The organism is Candidatus Pelagibacter sp. PS_23 (assembly GCF_059417905.1).
On record NZ_CM182071.1, the window covers coordinates 612,980 to 630,628 of the forward strand.

Here is a 17,649-nt window from a genome sequence, read left to right on the forward strand (position 1 = left end):
TTTATTTATTGGTTATTTCTTTAAATATTGTAATGGTTTTTTTTAAACCATGAGTAAGTGACTCACCAATTATAAAATGACCAATATTAAATTCCGTAATTTCTTTAATTTTACTTAGTATAGAGGTAGTTTTGTAGTCAAGACCATGACCTGCATGAACCTCGATACCAAGTTTAACGCCCAGTTCTGAACATTTTTTTATTTTTAAATATTCATTTTTATAACTTTTATTTACTTTTATTAAATTTGAAATTTTTCCTGTATGTAGCTCAACACAAGTAGCATTTAATTCTTTTGCAATTTTTATATCTTTTAAGTTTGGGTCAATAAATAGACTTGTTCTAATACTCTTCTTATTAAATAATGATATTATAGATTTAATTTTTTTCTTATTTTTAATTAAATTTAATCCACCTTCTGTTGTCACCTCTTTTCTTTTTTCAGGAACTATACAAATGAAATTAGGTCTATTCTTTAATGCTATATCAATTATTTCTTTGTTGAGTGAAATTTCTAAATTGGTAATTATTTTTCTACTTTTACAAATTTTAACAACATCAGAATCTTTTATATGTCTTCTGTCTTCTCTTAAATGAATGGTAACTGAATGTGCTCCACATTTAATTACGTGTTTGGCAATAGTAAATGGGTCAGGATGAAAAGATCCTCTTGCATTTCTAACTGTAGCAACATGATCAATATTAACTCCTAGTCTTTTCATTTAATAAATCTACTTCCTGGTACTGTAATTGGAGTATTTTTAAGACTTTCAGGTAATTTATTAGTCTTAAATGTTGGAACATCTATCTTCATATGAGAGATAATATTTTTTTTTATTTTTAATGAATTTTTGGTTGATCTGTCAATAATTGAAGCAAAACCAATAAGTTTTGCACCAGGTTTTGTTATTAATTTAACACACTCTAAACTCGATTTACCAGTTGTTATAACGTCTTCGATTATTAAAACTTTTGATCCTTTTTTTATATGAAAACCTCGTCTTAAAGCAAATTTGCCATTAACTCTTTCACAAAAAATTGTTTCTTTTTTTAAAATTTTACCAATTTCATAACCAATAATAACTCCACCCATTGCCGGAGCTAAAATCAAATCTATAGATTTAAATTTTTTTTTAATTTTTTTTGCTAATGAATTACAAATATCTTTTGCCAAATGTGGAAAACTTAAAAGTTTGGCACATTGAATATATTTAGGTGAATGCAAACCTGATGATAGAACAAAATGACCTTCTAAAAGAGCATTAGTTTTTTTTAAAATATTTAAAGATTTTTTGTGTGAAAGCATTTCTTTTTTCCTCATGTCTAATGATTTTAAATTTAATATCTTTTTGTTTTAGCTCACTAATAAAATTTGTAAAGTTTTTCAAGTCTCTAATAATAAGGTTAAATCTGAAGTTAATATAATCTTTAGTTTTTTCTTTCATCTCTACACTGGATATATTCAGTTTATGAGAGCCTAATGATGTGGTTATTTCACCAAGTTTACCAGGTTGATCTGGGAGAGAAATCCAAAGTGTTGTATTGTATTTTTTTATTCTTTCCTCTTTTTGTTCACCTTTAGAATGCCAGTATCTTCTAATAGCAGCTCTTGCTTTTCCAGTTTTTGTAATTGGTATCCAATGCAATGATGGTGATTTATTTTTAGAGGTTATGATTTCAACTACGTCACCGTTATAAAGTATGTTTTGTAATTCACTGTCATTACCGTTAATTTTACAAGATATTGCATGATCGCCAACTTTTGTATGAACAGCATATGCAAAATCTATTGGTGTTGCATCTTTTGGCAATTTGATAACTAAGCCTTTTGGTGTAAAGCAAAAAACATTTTCTTGAAACATTTGTAGTTTTGTATACTCAAAAAAATGTTCAGGGTTTTCATTTTTACCAATAATTTCCACAAGGTCGGCTAACCAGTCATATTCTTTCCATGTTAATGAATCAAATTTTTCAGATGATTTATATTTCCAATGGGATGCAATACCTCTTTCTGCAAATTCATGCATTGGCATAGTTCTTATTTGAATTTCAATAGGTCTTCTATTTGGACCTATCACAGCTGTGTGCAATGACTGATAATTGTTTATTTTTGGTGATGATATATAATCTTTAAATTTTCCTGGTATACAATTCCAGTGTTGATGAAAAATTCCTAATGCTTTATAGCAATCTTCTCCACTATTAAGAATAACTCTAAATCCAATTATGTCTGTAATTTGCTCTAATGATGTTCTTTTTTTTTGAACTTTTCTCCATATAGAAAATGGAGTTTTTTCTCTTCCAAAAATTTCAGCATTAATCTTATGTTCGTTTAAAAGCTCACTTAATTGTAAAGAAATAGAATTAAAACTATTTACTTTGTCTTCTTTAATTTCGTCTAATCTTTTTTTAATAAGTTCACGTGCTTCATTATTCAAAACTTTAAATGATAAGTCTTCAAGTTCATCTCTAATTCTATGCATGCCCATTCTATCTGCTAAAGGAGCATAAATTTCCATTGTCTCTCTCGCTATACGTTCTTTTTTTTCAACTTTAGATATAGCATCAATAGTTCTCATATTATGTAAACGATCTGCCAGCTTTACAAGTAATACTCTTATGTCTTTTGATGTAGCTAAGATTAATTTTCTAAAGTTTTCTGCTTTAGATGATGATGTTGCTTGGTTTTCAAAAACAGAAATTTTGGTTACACCATCTACAAGATTAGCAATCTCTTCTCCAAATTCATCTTTAATATTTTCATAAGTTGCGTGAGTATCCTCAATCGTATCATGTAAAAGCCCTGTAACAATAGTAGCACTGTCTAACTCTAGCTCACTAAGTATTGAAGCAACAGCTATAGGGTGATTTGAATAAGGATCACCTGAATCACGTTTTTGGTTTTCATGAGCTTTAACAGCATAATTATATGCTTTACTTAATTTTTCTGGATTTAAAAATTTATTATAAGTTTTAACTTTATTTATTAACTCTTCTGAATTAATCATTTTTAACTATAACATCAATTTATATTTGTTTAATAGATCTTAAATCTTTAATTGATAAAGAATTAATTAAATTTACTATATTAATCTTAGATTCTGGATGCTTCCAACTTCTGTTTATCTCAAATAATGGTAACAATACAAAATTTCTCTTGGTCATCTCTGGATGAGGTATTATTAATTTGTCACTATTTATATTCAAAATTTTTTTATCATAATCAATTATATCAATATCACATGTTCGTGGAGCATTTTTTTTTAGTCTAACCCTGCCTAATTTTAATTCAATATTGTTACAAATTTCTAATAATTCTAAAGGTGTTAAGATTGTCTCGATTTCTATTACAATATTTATGAAACTTGGCATTAAAGGATTTGGCCAAGATTTTGATAAATAGTGAGATGAAACTTTTTTTATCTTAATTTTATTTTTCTTAAGTTCAGACAAGGCTATATGAATGTTGGTAATTTTATTACCTAAATTTGATCCTATTGCTAAATATGATTGTTTAACTTGATTTTCTAATATGTCTTGCTTTTTCACGATTCCAGTCTCTATTTTTTTTAGTAGCTCTTTTATCAAATTGTTTTTTACCTTTTGCTACTGCTATTTCTATTTTAGCTTTTCCTTTTTTAAAATACATCTTTGTTGGAACAAGTGTAAAGCCATCCCTCTGCATTTTACCAATTAATTTGTTAATTTCCTTTTTGTTTAATAATAATTTTCGTTCATCTGTTGGATTGTGATTTGAATAACTGGCTTGCTTAAATGCAGCGATATGAGAGTTAATTAAAACTATTTCACCGTCTTTCTCTACAGCATAAGAGTCTGCAATATTAACTTTTCCATCTCTAATTGATTTAATCTCAGACCCTTTAAGAACTATCCCAGCTTCAATTAAGTCTTCAAAAAAAAAATTAAAACTTGCTTTTCTATTTAAGCAAATAATTTTTAAACCAGGATTGGCTTTCTTGTTCATTAGAGTAGATTTGCTGATACTAAAGCTTCTTTAACAATATCCTTAGTTGGGTCTGTAACTTTAACTAAAGGTAATCTAACCTCATCATCACAAAGACCCAGAAGTTTTGCGGCATATTTAACAGGGCTTGGATTGCTTTCTATAAACATTGAGCTGTGAATGGGTTGTAAAATTTTATCTGATCTGATTGCTTCAAGCTTGCTTTCATTATTTTCTATTTTTGAGGCTTTTTGAAAATCAGAACATAACTTAGGAGCAATGTTAGCAGTTACACTTATAGAGCCTACCCCACCTCTGTTATTAAATTCTAAAGCGTTATCATCATTACCTGTTAGTTGAACAAAATCAGTTCCCATTTTATCTTTTTGTTGATTAACTCTATCTAGATCACCAGTTGCATCTTTAACACCAACAATATTTTTCAATTCAAATAATCTAGCCATTGTATCAACAGACATATCAATTACAGATCTTCCAGGAATATTATAAATTATAATTGGTATCCCACATTTATCGTTTATTGCTTTATAATGTTGATATAAACCCTCTTGAGTTGGTTTGTTGTAATATGGAGTTACTATTAGAGCCGCATCTGCTCCCGCTTTTTCTGCATGAGTTGTTAAAGAAATTGCTTCTTTAGTCGAATTAGAGCCAGTGCCAGCAATAACTATATTTTTTCCATTGCTTTCTTTAACACATAAATCTATTACTTTTTGATGTTCATCATGGCTTAATGTTGGCGACTCACCTGTTGTCCCAGCAGGAACCAAGCCGTTTGTACCGTTTGATATTTGAAAATGAATTAGCTTAATATAAGCCTCAACATCTAGCTCATTATTCTTAAACGGGGTTATTAAAGCAACATTTGATCCTTTGAACATAAATACTTATAACATAGTTTAAAGATTCATTTAGTAAATTTATGCCCAGAAAGATAATTTTTTTTATAAAATCACTATTATTAAGTTTGGTAATTATAGGGAATATATTTGCTGCTGAAATATCAATAATTCCTTTAAAAAAACCTATTTTAGATGAAGAAGTTAAGAAGCAAAAGATATCTCAAGGGATCCTTAAACCTAAACCTAAACCATCACAAAAAAAAGAAGAAGTCAAAATCGTAACAGTCAAAAAAAATAAAAAAAAAATTAATTTTCTCATTCCTAAAAGTAAGCCATTAATAGTTAAAAGTGAAAAATCTGTAGTTCAAAAAAGATCAAAATACTACAGCCAAAAAGACTATGATATTGCAAAAAAATCTATCCAGGCAATGGAAAAAAGTCAATGGACAACTGCATTGAAAAATTCAAAAAATGCTAAAGATAAATCCATATATAATTTTATACAATGGAGACATTTATTAACAACAGGAAACCAAGCTACGTTTTATGACTACATGACTTTTATACAAAACAATAAACACTACCCAAGAATAAGTAGAATAAAATATTTAGCAGAACAAAAACTTTCAACGGATAAAATTTCTCCTAAAAAAATTATTAATTGGTTTGGAGTTGATGAGCCCTTAAGTGGCTATGGTATGCTGGTATTAGGTGAAAGCTTTATACAAACTGGAGATAATGAAAAAGGAATTGCTTTAATTAAGAGAGGCTGGATTACAGCAGAACTTTCTAGAGCTAGCATGAAATCTTTAAGTAAAAAATATAGAAAATATTTAGACTCAAAAGATTATATAAATAGAGCTGATTATTTAGCATGGGAAAATAAATATTGGGATTTAAAAAGAATGCTTCCTTATTTACCTAAAGATTATCAACTACTTTATACAGCTAGACAAATTTTGATGAGTAAATCTTATGGTGTTGACCAGGCAATAAAAAATGTTCCACAAAAATTCAAAAATGATGCTGGTCTCAATCATGATCGACTTAAATGGAGAAGAAAAAGAGGCAGAATTGATAGTTCACTTGAAATATTGTTTTCAATTAAAAATAATAAAGATTATCTAGTGAGACCAGATAAATGGTGGGTTGAGAGAGCAATCATGACACGAGCTCTTATTTATAAAAATAAATATGAGACAGCTTATAAAGTTGCTAGCCAACACTCACTAGATAAAGGATCAGAGTTTGCTGAGGCTGAATGGTTGAGTGGTTGGATTGCATTAAGTTTTTTAAATGACCCTATTTTAGCAGTTGACCATTTCAATAACTTTTATCAAAACGTTAGCTACCCTATAAGTTTGGCAAGAGGCGCTTATTGGCTTGGTAGATCTTATGAAAAAATTGGTGATAAACGACAATCAGAAGATTGGTATCGTGAAGCAACAAAATATCTAACAACTTACTATGGTCAATTAGCCTTTTTAAAAATCAACCCTAGTCAAAATTTTGAACTTGAAGAACAAGCTGATGTTGAAGATGACTATCGAAAATATTTTTACAATAAAGAGCTTGTAAAAATTACACATCTTTTAAATGAATTAAATAAAGATAAATATACCAAAAATATACTGAGACATTTGGCTAATGACAATATTGCAAGTGGAAGTGAGATTTTAGCAGCTGAGCTTGCTACAAATATATCAAGATACGATTTTGCGATCCAAATATCAAAGTTAGCCTCATATGAAAAAAGATTTCATAATACTTTTAATTATCCAATTATAAGTGTCCCCCAGTATGTTAATGGCAGAAAAATACCTGAAACAGCTTTTATACTTTCTCTTATAAGACAAGAAAGTGAATTTGACATGAGAGCAAACAGTCATGTTGGTGCACAAGGTTTAATGCAAATAATGCCCTATACGGCTAAGCTAGTTGCTAAACAAGCAAAACTTCCATATTCAAAATCAAGGTTAACTTCTGATCCTGAATATAATATTAATCTAGGCTCTCATTATATAGCTGGTTTAATTTTACAATATGATGGTGCCTACCCTTTTGCTACCGCAGCATATAATGCCGGTCCTAAAAGAGTTAAACACTGGAAAAAAATAAACAAAGATCCTCAAAAAAAACAAATTGATTTTGTAGACTGGGTTGAATTAATTCCATTTAAAGAAACTCGTAACTATGTTCAACGTGTTATGGAAAACTACAATGTTTACAGATATATCTTGGAAAAAAAGCCTATTAAAATTAAAGACTTTTTTAAAGATCAGCCTTTATTTTAATGGCGGAAGAGGAGGGATTCGAACCCTCGGTACAAGTTTCCCCGCACGGTCATTTAGCAAACGACTGGTTTCAGCCTCTCACCCACTCTTCCACTGCGACATTGATATAACCGATTGTATTGAATATTCAATATTTATAAAGTAATTCTTGAATAATATTATGAAAAATAAGTATTCAATATTCTCATTAGTCAAAAATGCTTTTTCCTATCATGAAAATTGGCAAAAAGCCTGGAAAGATCCCACTGTAAAAAAAGAATATGATGCAGTTATTATTGGTGGTGGTGGTCATGGTTTGGCAACTGCTTACTATTTAGCAAAAAAACATAATATGACAAATATTGCGGTAGTAGAAAAAGGCTGGATTGGTGGTGGTAATACAGGAAGAAATACTACGATTATAAGATCTAATTATTTATGGGATGCTAGTGCTGGTCTTTATGATCATGCTTTAAAATTGTGGGAAGGTTTATCTCAAGAAATAAATTACAATGTAATGTTTAGTCAAAGAGGTGTGATGAATCTTGCACATAACTTACAGGATGTTAGAGATTTAAAAAGACGAACACATGCTAATAGATTAAATGGCATAGACGCAGTTTACTTAAGCACAGAAGAAGTCAAAAAATTTTGCCCTATTATTAATACCTCACAAGATATTCGATATCCTGTACTGGGTGGAACTTTACAAAGAAGAGCTGGTACCGCAAGGCATGATGCTGTTGCTTGGGGGTATGCTAGAGGTGCAGATGAAATGGGTGTAGATATAATTCAAAATTGTGAAGTTAAAGGAATTAAAAGAAATGGTGATGAAGTAGAAGGTATTGAAACAACCAAAGGTTTTATAAAAACTAAAAAAGTTGGAGTAGTTGCTGCTGGTCATTCAAGTGTGCTAGCAAACATGGCAGGTTTAAGATTACCTTTAGAAAGTAAACCTCTTCAAGCTCTAGTTTCAGAACCAGTTAAACCTATTATTGATACAGTAGTGATGTCTAACGCTGTACATGCATATGTTAGTCAGTCTGACAAAGGTGAGCTAGTAATAGGTGCAGGCACTGATGATTATGTTTCTTATTCACAAAAAGGTAGTCACGATATTGTTGAGGGAACATTAAATGCAATCTTAGAACTTTATCCAATTTTTAGTAGAATGAGAATGCTTCGACAATGGGGTGGAATTGTAGATATCTGCCCAGATGCTAGTCCTATTATTAGTAAAACGACGATAAAAGGTTTGTACTTTAATTGTGGCTGGGGAACTGGTGGATTTAAAGCAACACCTGGATCAGGTGATTTATTTGCTCACACAATCGCAAATGATGAACCACACAAACTAAATGCTGCATTTAATTTAAATAGGTTTATCAGTGGAGACCTTGTTGATGAACATGGTGCAGCGGCGGTAGCTCATTAATGTTTTTAATTACTTGTCCTTTTTGTGGTGAACGAGAACAAAGTGAATTTAAAGCTGGTGGTGAAGCTCACATTGAAAGACCTAAACAACCCACAGAATTAAGTGATGATGAATGGGCAGAATACTTATTTATGAGAAAAAACATTAAAGGAATTCAATTTGAAAGATGGAACCATGCTCACGGATGTAGAAAGTGGTTTAACATGGTGAGGGATACTTCAAATGACCAAATTAAAGCTGTTTATAAAATGGGTGAAAAACCTCCTATAAAATAATTTAATGCTAAAAAATTTAAGAGTTACAACTAGTAAATATATTGATGAAACTTCCAGAGTTTCTTTTAAATTCAATGGAAAATCTTATTTTGGATACAAAGGTGATACCCTTGCCTCAGCTTTGCTAGCTAATGGTATTCATTTAGTAGGAAGAAGTTTTAAATATCATAGGCCACGAGGAATAATGACTTCAGGATCTGAAGAGCCTAATGCAATTGTACAGGTTAATAACAACACAGCACTAACAGAACCCAATGTTAGAGCAACCGAACTAGAAATCTATCATGGGCTTGAGGCAAACAGTCAAAATTGTTGGCCTAGTGTTAACTTTGATATTGGAGGTATAAATAATTTCTTATCCCCACTTCTGCCTGCTGGTTTTTATTATAAAACATTTATGTGGCCTGCTAATTTTTGGGAAAAGTATGAATATGTTATAAGACATTCAGCAGGACTAGGAAAATCTCCAACAGTGCCTGATCCTGACATATATGATCATAAATACATTCACTGTGATGTTTTGGTTATCGGAGCTGGCATTAGTGGAATTATAGCTGCAAAAACTGCAGCAAAAAATAATCTTAAAACATTATTACTTGATGAAAAAAATGAAATCGGAGGATCTACAATTTTCCAAAATTCAGATCATATAAAAATAAACGATCAAAATTCTTCTGTTTGGTTAGAAAATGAAATTAATGAATTAAGAAATATTGAAAACCTAGAAATTAAAACAAGAACTAGTGTTGCTGCTTATCATGGATATAACTATTTATTAGCTAGAGAAAATTTAACTGATCACCTTCCTAAAAATGAAAAAAATAAAAAAGTAAGACAAAGATTATTAAAAATTAGAGCTAAAAAAGTTATTGTTGCTACTGGTTCTTTAGAGCGACCTCTGGTATTTAATAATAACGATAGACCTGGTATTATGCTTTCATCTGCAGTTAAAAAGTATGCAGATTATTATGGTGTTGCAACTGGTCAAAAAAATATATTTCTTACTAATAATGACACAGCTTATGAAAGTGCAATTTCATTACAAAAAAAAGGTATTAAAGTTGAAGCAATCATAGATATTAGAAAGCAATCTAAAACTGCATTTACTAAAGAAGCTGACGATTTAGGGATTAAAGTTTATAGATCACACACAGTTGTAAATACTGAGGGTTATAAAAGAATTAATAAAATTACAATAATGGAATTGTCAGAAGATGGTCAATCTTTTGCAAATCCAGAAAAAATAGAACTTGATTGTGATTGCCTAGCAATTGCAGGTGGATGGACGCCAGCCGTTCATTTGTTTACTCAATCAGGAGGTAAATTAAAATTTAGAGAAAAAGATCAAGTATTTATTCCTGATATATATTCATCAGCTCAAATTAGCATTGGTTCTTGTAATGGTGATTTTGATTTAGATGATGTTATAAAAAATTCTACAAAATCTTTAAAAGAATTTTTAAATATAAATGAAACTGAATTTGACAATTTAGAAATAAATTGTCCTAAAGATAATAAGATTAGAAATATTTGGCTACTTCCATCCGATAAAGTTTTAGGAAAAACAAAACCTTTCGTAGATTATCAAAATGATGCAACTGCAAAAGATATTAAACTTGCTCTAAGAGAAGGTTTTAGATCGATTGAACATGTAAAAAGATATACAACAACTGGAATGGGTACCGATCAAGGAAAGCTTGGTAATATGCATGCCCTTGGTATTATTGCAGAAACTGCTGGTGTTAAGATGGGTGAGCTTGGAACTACAACGTTTAGACCTCCTTACACTCCATTAACATTTGGAACAATTGTTGGACGAAATGTTGGTGAATATTTTGATACATTTAGAAGAACGCCAATGAATGACTGGCACATAGAAAATAAAGCTGAATTTGAAAATGTTGGTCAGTGGAAAAGAGCTTGGTACTATCCAAAAAATAATGAAACAATGCATGAGGCCGTTCAAAGGGAAAGTAAAGCTGCAAGAAATAGCGCTGGTATATTAGATGCTTCAACTCTTGGTAAAATTGATATTCAAGGAACGGATGCTTCAGAATTTTTAAACAGAGTTTATACAAATGCTTGGTCAAAACTTGCCATTGGAAAATGTCGTTATGGTTTAATGCTTAATGAAGATGGTATGGTTTACGATGATGGGGTCACAACTAGACTTGATGAAAATCATTATATTATGACCACAACAACAGGTGGTGCTGCAAACGTATTAGGAAAACTAGAAGATTACCTACAAACTGAATGGCCTGAACTAGATGTGTATTTGTCATCTGTAACGGATCATTATGCAACAGCTAGCATCTGTGGGCCTAATAGTAAAAAAATTCTTAATAAATTAATACCTGATCTTGATCTTTCAGATGAAAGCTTTCCACACATGTCATTCAAAAATACAAAAATTGGCAATATTAAATGTAGAATTATGCGTATTAGTTTTACTGGTGAACATAGTTATGAAATTAATATCCAAGCTAACTATGGTGAAGACTTATGGAAAAAATGCATGGAAGCAGGTAAAGAATTTAACATCACTCCTTATGGCACTGAGACAATGCACTTATTAAGAGCAGAAAAAGGATTTATTATTGTTGGCCAAGATACGGATGCAACGATGACACCTATAGATTTACAGATGGATTGGATTGTTAGTAAAAAGAAATATGACTTTATTGGTAAAAGATCTCTTTATAGATCTGACACCATGAAAGAAGATAGAAAACAATTAGTAGGTTTACTGACAGATAATCCAAGTGAAGTTTTAGAAGAAGGAGCTCAAATAGTTGCTGACACTAGTTTAAAACCAGTTGAAATGCTAGGTCATGTAACTTCAAGTTACTATAGCCCTAATTTAAATAAATCAATTGCCCTAGCAGTAGTTAGAGGTGGAAAAAATATGCTAGGTCAAAAATTATTTATCCCAATGGAAAATAAAAATATTAATGTGACGATTGTTGATCCTGTTTTTTTTGACAAAGAAAATTTGAGGTTAAATGCTTAATTATAAAACTTCTATTAAAGGGGATATAACATATTCTGATTTAGAAATTAAAGAAATCAAACCTATTATGAAATTAATCATAAGAGGTAAAACAAAAGATTTTATTACTGCAGTAGGTAAAAATCTTAATATGGTTTTACCCACTGAGGCTAATACGTCTACATCAGCAGAGAAATTAACTGCATTTTGGTTAAGTCCCGATGAATGGATGTTAATATCAAATGAAACTGTGAGTGAGGAAAGTAACACTTATCAAGTTGAAGATGAATTAATTAAAAATATATCTAAAGTTAAATTGGGCGCTGTAACTGATGTTAGCGACCAATTTGTAATGTTAAATATCAAAGGTGGTAAGGTTTTTGATTTATTTGCTACAGGTTCCCCTTTCAATTTTAATGATTTTAAAACAAAAAAAGGACCAGTTGTTCAAACAATATTATCTCATATTGATGTAATTATTCATCATAAAGAGATTAATGAGGTAAATTTATTTGTTAGAAGGTCTTTTTCTGAGCATTTACACTCTTGGTTGAGTGATAGTGCGTCAAGGTTATAAGCTTATATTTATTAAAATTATTGTTATAAAAAGTTTATGAAAAAAATACTTCTTGTGGTGCTATTAGCACTTTTACCCTTCTCTCTTAACGCAGAATCAAAACTTGATCAGATTTTATCCTCTGGTGAGTTAAAAGTTGGAACAACAGGCGACTGGGATCCAATGACCATGAAAGATCCTGCTACAAATAAATATAAGGGATTTGATATTGATGTCATGCAAGAATTAGCAAAAGATATGGGTGTGAAAATTACCTTTGTACCAACTGAATGGAAAACAATTGTTTCAGGAATTACCGCAGGAAGATATGATATTTCCACAAGTGTCACTAAAACTCCAAAAAGAGCAGAAGTTGCTGGATTTACAGATTCTTATTACAAGTATGGAACTGTTCCATTGGTACTTAAAAAGAATTTAAAAAAATATTCAACATGGAAATCTTTAAACAATAAAGATGTAACGATTGCTACAACACTTGGGACTTCTCAAGAGGAAAAAGCTAAAGAGTTCTTTCCTTTGTCTAAATTACAATCAGTTGAGTCACCTGCAAGAGACTTTCAAGAAGTATTAGCTGGTAGAGCTGATGGAAACATTACAAGTTCAACAGAGGCTAATAAATTAGTTGTCAAGTACCCTCAATTAGCAATTGTTCCTGATGGAGAAAAAAATCCTGCCTTTTTAGCAATGATGGTTAGTAAAAATGATCAAGTTTGGAATGATTATGTAAATGAGTGGATCAAAAGTAAAAAATCCTCTGGTTTCTTTAATAAACTACTCGCTAAATATAATTTAAAAAGCTTATAAAAAATTAGATATTAATCTCTAATTCATTATAACTTTAAGAGTGAAAAATTTACTTTTTTTACTTTTAATTTTACCCCTTACCTCTTGTAGTGGTCAGGAATTGGGTTGGTTTATTCTATCACCTAACAATGTTGAAGGTTTAACAAACCTAAAATTTTTATTAAGTGGTTTAACTACAACTATTTATATTTCAGTAGTATCTATAATTATATCTGCAATTTTAGGGTTTATCGTTGCAATTCCTTCTTTAGCTAAGAATAAATTTTTAACATACATAAATATTGGATATGTGGAAATTGTAAGAGCAATACCGTTACTTGTTTTAATATTATGGATTTATTATGGTTTACCTATAATGACTGGATTAAGTTTCAGTCCATTTGTGTCTGGAATAATTGCGCTGGCAATAAGTGAAAGTGCTTTTCAAGCAGAAATTTTTAGAGCAGGAATAAACTCAATTAAAAAATCACAATGGGAAGCAGGCTCATCACTGGGTTTAACTTTTTATAAAAGGTTAAGATTAGTAATTCTTCCACAAGCAATTAAAAATATCCTTCCTGCATTAGGCAACCAGTTTGTATATGTATTAAAAATGTCTTCATTGGTATCAATTATAGGTATTGGTGACTTAACAAGAAAAGCAAATGAATTAGTTGTGTCAACCTATAGACCATTAGAAATTTATACATTTTTAATCTTGGAATATTTAATTTTGATATTAATTGTTTCTTTCATAGTAAGAAAATTTGAAAAAAAACTTAAACAAGATGGTAATAATTAATGAGTAATTTAGACTATGATGTTGAACTAAATGATGGTGTTATTACTTTTAAAAACATTAATACTACACTTGGTTTTGTTCGGTATAATGAGACAGCCGAAGTGGAGTATATTTTTGTTAACCCCATGTTTAGACGTCAAGGACTTGCTAAAAAACTATTAAGTATCGTTGAGGAAAAAACTAAAATCAAACCCACACCTCAAGACCCAATCAGTCCTTTAGGTGAAAAGCTCTTTAAAATTAATAAACAAGAGATTAACTAGAATTTTGGGCACCTGTTAACAGAACTACCCTATTAGCTTTAATTTTTCTTAGATTTTCTGTAATCCCAAGGATAATCAAATTCCATAGACCACATACCTATTTTATTAATTCTTGCATAATCTTCATCAGATACAAATTTTTTTGAATACCTTCTATAGGCAAATGCATAACCACTTCTAACTAAATAACTTGATAAGCTTTCGTTATTAACAAAACATTCAGCCAGTGTTCTTTTGTATTGATCTTTTCCTTCACTAATACATTCAACGCTATTGTTTGAAATTTTATCAATAAGGATTTGTTTTGCTGTAATTCCACAAGGATCCTTAGCTCCTTCGTTAAGGCAAGTTTGTTTTAATTCAGGTGTATCTATCCCTGTAAATCTAATTTTTTCTCCATTAAGATGAATTGTGTCTCCATCTACAATTTTAATTGTTTGAGATTTGACTTGGTTAATAGTTAAAATAAATATTAGTGCGGAAACACTAATAAGAAAAATGGCTTTTTTTTTGTTTAAAAACATTATTTAAAAAATATCCAATAAAGATGATTACTGCAATACCCATAAACCAATTGGTTGCCATGATGGTATAAAAAATATCCGCATAATCTCCTCCTCTAATATTAATTACATACCATAATGATAAGAACGGAAATGCAGTTAACCTTAGAACGCTTAAGTAAAGACTATAAATTGGTTTTTTAAGTGCCTGAAAGACTGCTGTTGTAATAAAGAATACTGGGTAAATAGGAGCTATTAATGCAGCAACTTTTAAATATATAGCACCATGATAAATAGCTTCTACATTATCTGTAAACTGAGATACAAAAAACTCTGCACCGAAGAATAAAACCACACCTGCTACGGCCATAAACGATGATCCAAAAAATAATGCCTTAGTATAAAGCTCTCTAATACGGTTATAATTTTTAGCACCAAAGTTTTGTCCACCGATAGAAAGTACTGCTGTATTTAAACCAATTACTGGAAGTAAGAAGACTTGCTCAACTCTTAAAGCTGCACCATAGCCTGCTGTTGCAAGATCACCAAATTGTCCAATAAAATATAATATGTTAAAAATACCTACTCCAATAAACAACATACTAATCATAATTGGCATTGCTTGTGCGAACAATTCTTTAAGAAGAATAAACTTAGGAATAAAGCATTTAATAGATAAATACTTTCTTAATTTACATGAGTTAATTTTATAGGCTAAATAAATAGTACCAATAGATTGAGCGATAACAGTTGCTATTGCAAGGCCACCTATACCATAAGCTGGAACAATTCCGTATCCCCAGATAAATAATGGGTTTAAAAAAATATTTAAAAAGAAGCTAAAGATAAGAACATTTCTATAACTTTTAGTATCTCCCTGTGCATTTAAAGCTCCATTTAAAGAGATTTGGATCATAACTATAAATGTTCCATAAAAAATTATATCTAAATACTCTCTAGTTAAAGCGATACCAGCAGCATCAGAGCCCATAACACTCAAGAGAAAATTAGAGGCGTTTAATCCAAATAAAGTAACTACAATAGAAGTAACCAATGAAAAAATTACTGATTGAGCAATAAATAGTGAAGCTTTATTAATTTTTTTAGCACCTAATAAATTGCCAATACATGAGTTCGTTGCAGCTCCAATACCAACACCAACAGCAATGATAACAAAATATATGGGAAATGACTTAGCAATAGCACCTATAGCTTCTGCAGAAATTCTACCCGCAAACCATGTATCAACTAAATTATAAAATGTTTGAAATAATGAACCAACACTTGCTGGGATAGTTACTTTTCTAAGTAATTCCCAAATTGGATCTTTAGTTAATTTAATGGCTTTGGACAATTATTTTTCCTATTTAAATTCTTTTTGAAATATATGCTTCGATCCAGTCTTTTTAGCAAGGTTTATTTGCTTTTGTCTCATTCGAAATCTCTCTTTTTGAGTTTGAGTTAAATTATCATGACAGTTTACGCATGAAACACCCTCCTCATATTTTTTAGACTTCTTATCTTTTGGTGAAACCGGTTTTCTACATCCACTACACATTGAGTATGTGCCAGTTATTAATCCATGTTTAACACTGATTCTGTTATCAAAGACAAAACATTCCCCATTCCATAAACTTTCCTTTTTCTTAATATTTTTTAAATAATTTAAAATTCCACCTTTTAACTGATAAACATTTTTAAAACCTTTTTTTTCTAAAAATACTGAAGCTTTCTCACATCTTATTCCACCAGTACAAAACATTGCAATTGGTTTTGTTTTTTTTAGTTTATTCAGGTATTTTGGAAATTCTCTAAAATTAGCAACATCAGGATTAACTGATCTTTTAAAGGTACCCACATTATATTCAAATGGTTTTCTTGAATCTAAAACTAATGTGTCTTTATCATTAATTAACTTATTCCATTTTTTAGGATCTATATGATTATTTTTCTTATTTTTTGATGACAAAGAAAGACCCATGGGAACTACTTCTTTTTTAATTTTTACTTTTGGCTTATGAAATGGTTGAAATTTACTTTTTGAAATATTTTCACTATCAAACTTTTTAAAATTCAATATCTTTTTAATCTTGGTGATAGTTGACTTTAGATCGTTAGCTTTTCCTGAGATTGTTGCATTTACTCCTTCCTTAGCTATAATTATTGTTCCTCGAATATTTTTTTTAATCAAATAATCCTGTAGTAAAATCTTATTTTTTTTTAAAGAAGTGAGTTTTTTAAATTTGTAAAAACCAAAAACATCAAACATTATATCACTCTACAAACAGTCATACCGTCACCTAAAGGGACAATGATTTGTTCCACTCTTTTATCGTTTGCAACATAAGTATTAAAATCTCTAATATTTACAGTGAATTTATCTAAATTATCTTCATCAGCGACCTCACCATGCCATAAAACATTGTCTACAATAATCAATCCTCCTTTATATAATAACTTCAGTGATCTTTCATAATATTCTTTATAATTCATTTTATCGGCATCAATAAAAACCATATCAAATTTACTATTCTTTAATTCATCTAAACTATCTAATGCAGGCTTAACAATTGTTTGAATTTTATTATTAAGATTAGCTTTTTTAAAAAAATTTACTGCAATCTTGTTGGTTTCTTTGTCTTTATCTAGCGCTATAAGTTTGCCATCATCTGGTAGTGCTAAAGCTATTGAAAGTGCACTTAACCCAGTAAAAGTACCAATTTCAAGTACATTTTTAATGTTAGAGGTTTTTATAATTAAATGAAGAAAATGACATTGAGATGTTGCAACTTGCATTCTCTTAACATCCCCAAGTGTATTATTGTATTCGATTATTTCTTGCTGGATGGGATTTAACTTTAAACTAAAATTATTTATATATTTTTCAAGCTTTTCAGTAATTCTAATTGCTTTACCCATG

18 protein-coding genes and 1 tRNA gene are annotated in these 17,649 nt (G+C 30.1%); 8 read left to right on the plus strand and 11 right to left on the minus strand.

Going from position 1 to position 17,649, the window contains the following annotated elements; translation table 11 throughout:
* Window position 1 precedes the first annotated feature (1 nt).
* Genes AC5SLY_RS03260 through dapA form a run of 6 tightly spaced genes read right to left on the minus strand, consistent with a single transcriptional unit; the run spans window position 2 to window position 4,865 of the window.
* Window positions 2–721, minus strand: coding sequence for a pyridoxine 5'-phosphate synthase (locus tag AC5SLY_RS03260; protein ID WP_494599112.1), 720 nt, complete (start codon window positions 719–721; stop codon window positions 2–4).
* Complete coding sequence (gene pyrE / locus AC5SLY_RS03265) at window positions 718–1,305, minus strand: orotate phosphoribosyltransferase (protein WP_011282137.1); 588 nt, start codon at window positions 1,303–1,305, stop codon at window positions 718–720. Before pyrE ends, AC5SLY_RS03260 begins: the two co-directional genes overlap by 4 nt.
* Window positions 1,262–3,007: a bifunctional (p)ppGpp synthetase/guanosine-3',5'-bis(diphosphate) 3'-pyrophosphohydrolase gene (locus AC5SLY_RS03270; protein ID WP_006996867.1), complete on the minus strand. Its 1,746-nt coding sequence runs from the start codon at window positions 3,005–3,007 to the stop codon at window positions 1,262–1,264. The genes pyrE and AC5SLY_RS03270 overlap by 44 nt, the downstream gene beginning before the upstream one ends.
* Window positions 3,008–3,026: 19 nt before the next feature.
* Complete coding sequence (gene folK, locus AC5SLY_RS03275; RefSeq protein WP_011282138.1) at window positions 3,027–3,548, minus strand: 2-amino-4-hydroxy-6-hydroxymethyldihydropteridine diphosphokinase; 522 nt, start codon at window positions 3,546–3,548, stop codon at window positions 3,027–3,029.
* A complete protein-coding gene (gene smpB / locus AC5SLY_RS03280; protein ID WP_006996865.1) occupies window positions 3,514–3,984 on the minus strand; it encodes an SsrA-binding protein SmpB in 471 nt (156 codons plus the stop codon). The genes folK and smpB overlap by 35 nt, the downstream gene beginning before the upstream one ends.
* Window positions 3,984–4,865, minus strand: coding sequence for a 4-hydroxy-tetrahydrodipicolinate synthase (gene dapA, locus AC5SLY_RS03285; protein ID WP_494599113.1), 882 nt, complete (start codon window positions 4,863–4,865; stop codon window positions 3,984–3,986). Before dapA ends, smpB begins: the two co-directional genes overlap by 1 nt.
* Window positions 4,866–4,906: 41 nt before the next feature.
* Here dapA and AC5SLY_RS03290 point away from each other — a divergent pair, with 41 nt between their 5' ends.
* Window positions 4,907–7,120: a lytic transglycosylase domain-containing protein gene (locus AC5SLY_RS03290; protein ID WP_011282139.1), complete on the plus strand. Its 2,214-nt coding sequence runs from the start codon at window positions 4,907–4,909 to the stop codon at window positions 7,118–7,120.
* On the opposite strand, the gene AC5SLY_RS03295 is transcribed toward AC5SLY_RS03290, so the two are convergent.
* A tRNA-Ser gene (locus AC5SLY_RS03295) sits at window positions 7,121–7,212 on the minus strand. It abuts the gene before it with no gap.
* A 68-nt stretch (window positions 7,213–7,280) separates the two neighbouring features.
* Here AC5SLY_RS03295 and AC5SLY_RS03300 point away from each other — a divergent pair.
* The 7 genes from AC5SLY_RS03300 to AC5SLY_RS03330 are packed head-to-tail and all read left to right on the plus strand — an operon-like array spanning window position 7,281 to window position 14,226.
* Window positions 7,281–8,534 (plus strand): sarcosine oxidase subunit beta family protein, encoded by a 1,254-nt coding sequence (locus tag AC5SLY_RS03300; RefSeq protein ID WP_006996862.1) that lies wholly within the window; start codon window positions 7,281–7,283, stop codon window positions 8,532–8,534.
* Window positions 8,534–8,809, plus strand: coding sequence for a sarcosine oxidase subunit delta (locus AC5SLY_RS03305; RefSeq protein ID WP_006996861.1), 276 nt, complete (start codon window positions 8,534–8,536; stop codon window positions 8,807–8,809). Before AC5SLY_RS03300 ends, AC5SLY_RS03305 begins: the two co-directional genes overlap by 1 nt.
* A gap of 4 nt (window positions 8,810–8,813) precedes the next feature.
* A complete protein-coding gene (locus AC5SLY_RS03310) occupies window positions 8,814–11,822 on the plus strand; it encodes a sarcosine oxidase subunit alpha family protein (protein ID WP_006996860.1) in 3,009 nt (1,002 codons plus the stop codon).
* The gene (locus tag AC5SLY_RS03315; RefSeq protein ID WP_006996859.1) at window positions 11,815–12,378 is read left to right on the plus strand and encodes a sarcosine oxidase subunit gamma; all 564 of its coding nucleotides are present in this window, start codon (window positions 11,815–11,817) and stop codon (window positions 12,376–12,378) included. The genes AC5SLY_RS03310 and AC5SLY_RS03315 overlap by 8 nt, the downstream gene beginning before the upstream one ends.
* Before the next feature lie 36 nt (window positions 12,379–12,414).
* Window positions 12,415–13,182 (plus strand): transporter substrate-binding domain-containing protein, encoded by a 768-nt coding sequence (locus tag AC5SLY_RS03320; RefSeq protein WP_018414158.1) that lies wholly within the window; start codon window positions 12,415–12,417, stop codon window positions 13,180–13,182.
* Window positions 13,183–13,222: 40 nt separating this feature from the next.
* Window positions 13,223–13,963, plus strand: coding sequence for an amino acid ABC transporter permease (locus AC5SLY_RS03325; RefSeq protein ID WP_006996857.1), 741 nt, complete (start codon window positions 13,223–13,225; stop codon window positions 13,961–13,963).
* Entirely contained in the window at window positions 13,963–14,226 is a 264-nt protein-coding gene (locus tag AC5SLY_RS03330) for a GNAT family N-acetyltransferase (protein ID WP_006996856.1), read from the plus strand. The genes AC5SLY_RS03325 and AC5SLY_RS03330 overlap by 1 nt, the downstream gene beginning before the upstream one ends.
* Window positions 14,227–14,264: 38 nt before the next feature.
* On the opposite strand, the gene AC5SLY_RS03335 is transcribed toward AC5SLY_RS03330, so the two are convergent.
* Genes AC5SLY_RS03335 through AC5SLY_RS03350 form a run of 4 tightly spaced genes read right to left on the minus strand, consistent with a single transcriptional unit; the run spans window position 14,265 to window position 17,648 of the window.
* Window positions 14,265–14,750: a thermonuclease family protein gene (locus tag AC5SLY_RS03335; protein ID WP_006996855.1), complete on the minus strand. Its 486-nt coding sequence runs from the start codon at window positions 14,748–14,750 to the stop codon at window positions 14,265–14,267.
* Complete coding sequence (locus tag AC5SLY_RS03340; protein WP_006996854.1) at window positions 14,713–16,083, minus strand: MATE family efflux transporter; 1,371 nt, start codon at window positions 16,081–16,083, stop codon at window positions 14,713–14,715. Before AC5SLY_RS03340 ends, AC5SLY_RS03335 begins: the two co-directional genes overlap by 38 nt.
* A 9-nt stretch (window positions 16,084–16,092) precedes the next feature.
* Window positions 16,093–16,998, minus strand: coding sequence for an oxygen-dependent tRNA uridine(34) hydroxylase TrhO (gene trhO / locus AC5SLY_RS03345; protein ID WP_494599114.1), 906 nt, complete (start codon window positions 16,996–16,998; stop codon window positions 16,093–16,095).
* Window positions 16,998–17,648, minus strand: coding sequence for an O-methyltransferase (locus AC5SLY_RS03350; RefSeq protein ID WP_011282143.1), 651 nt, complete (start codon window positions 17,646–17,648; stop codon window positions 16,998–17,000). The genes trhO and AC5SLY_RS03350 overlap by 1 nt, the downstream gene beginning before the upstream one ends.
* Window position 17,649: the final 1 nt, after the last annotated feature.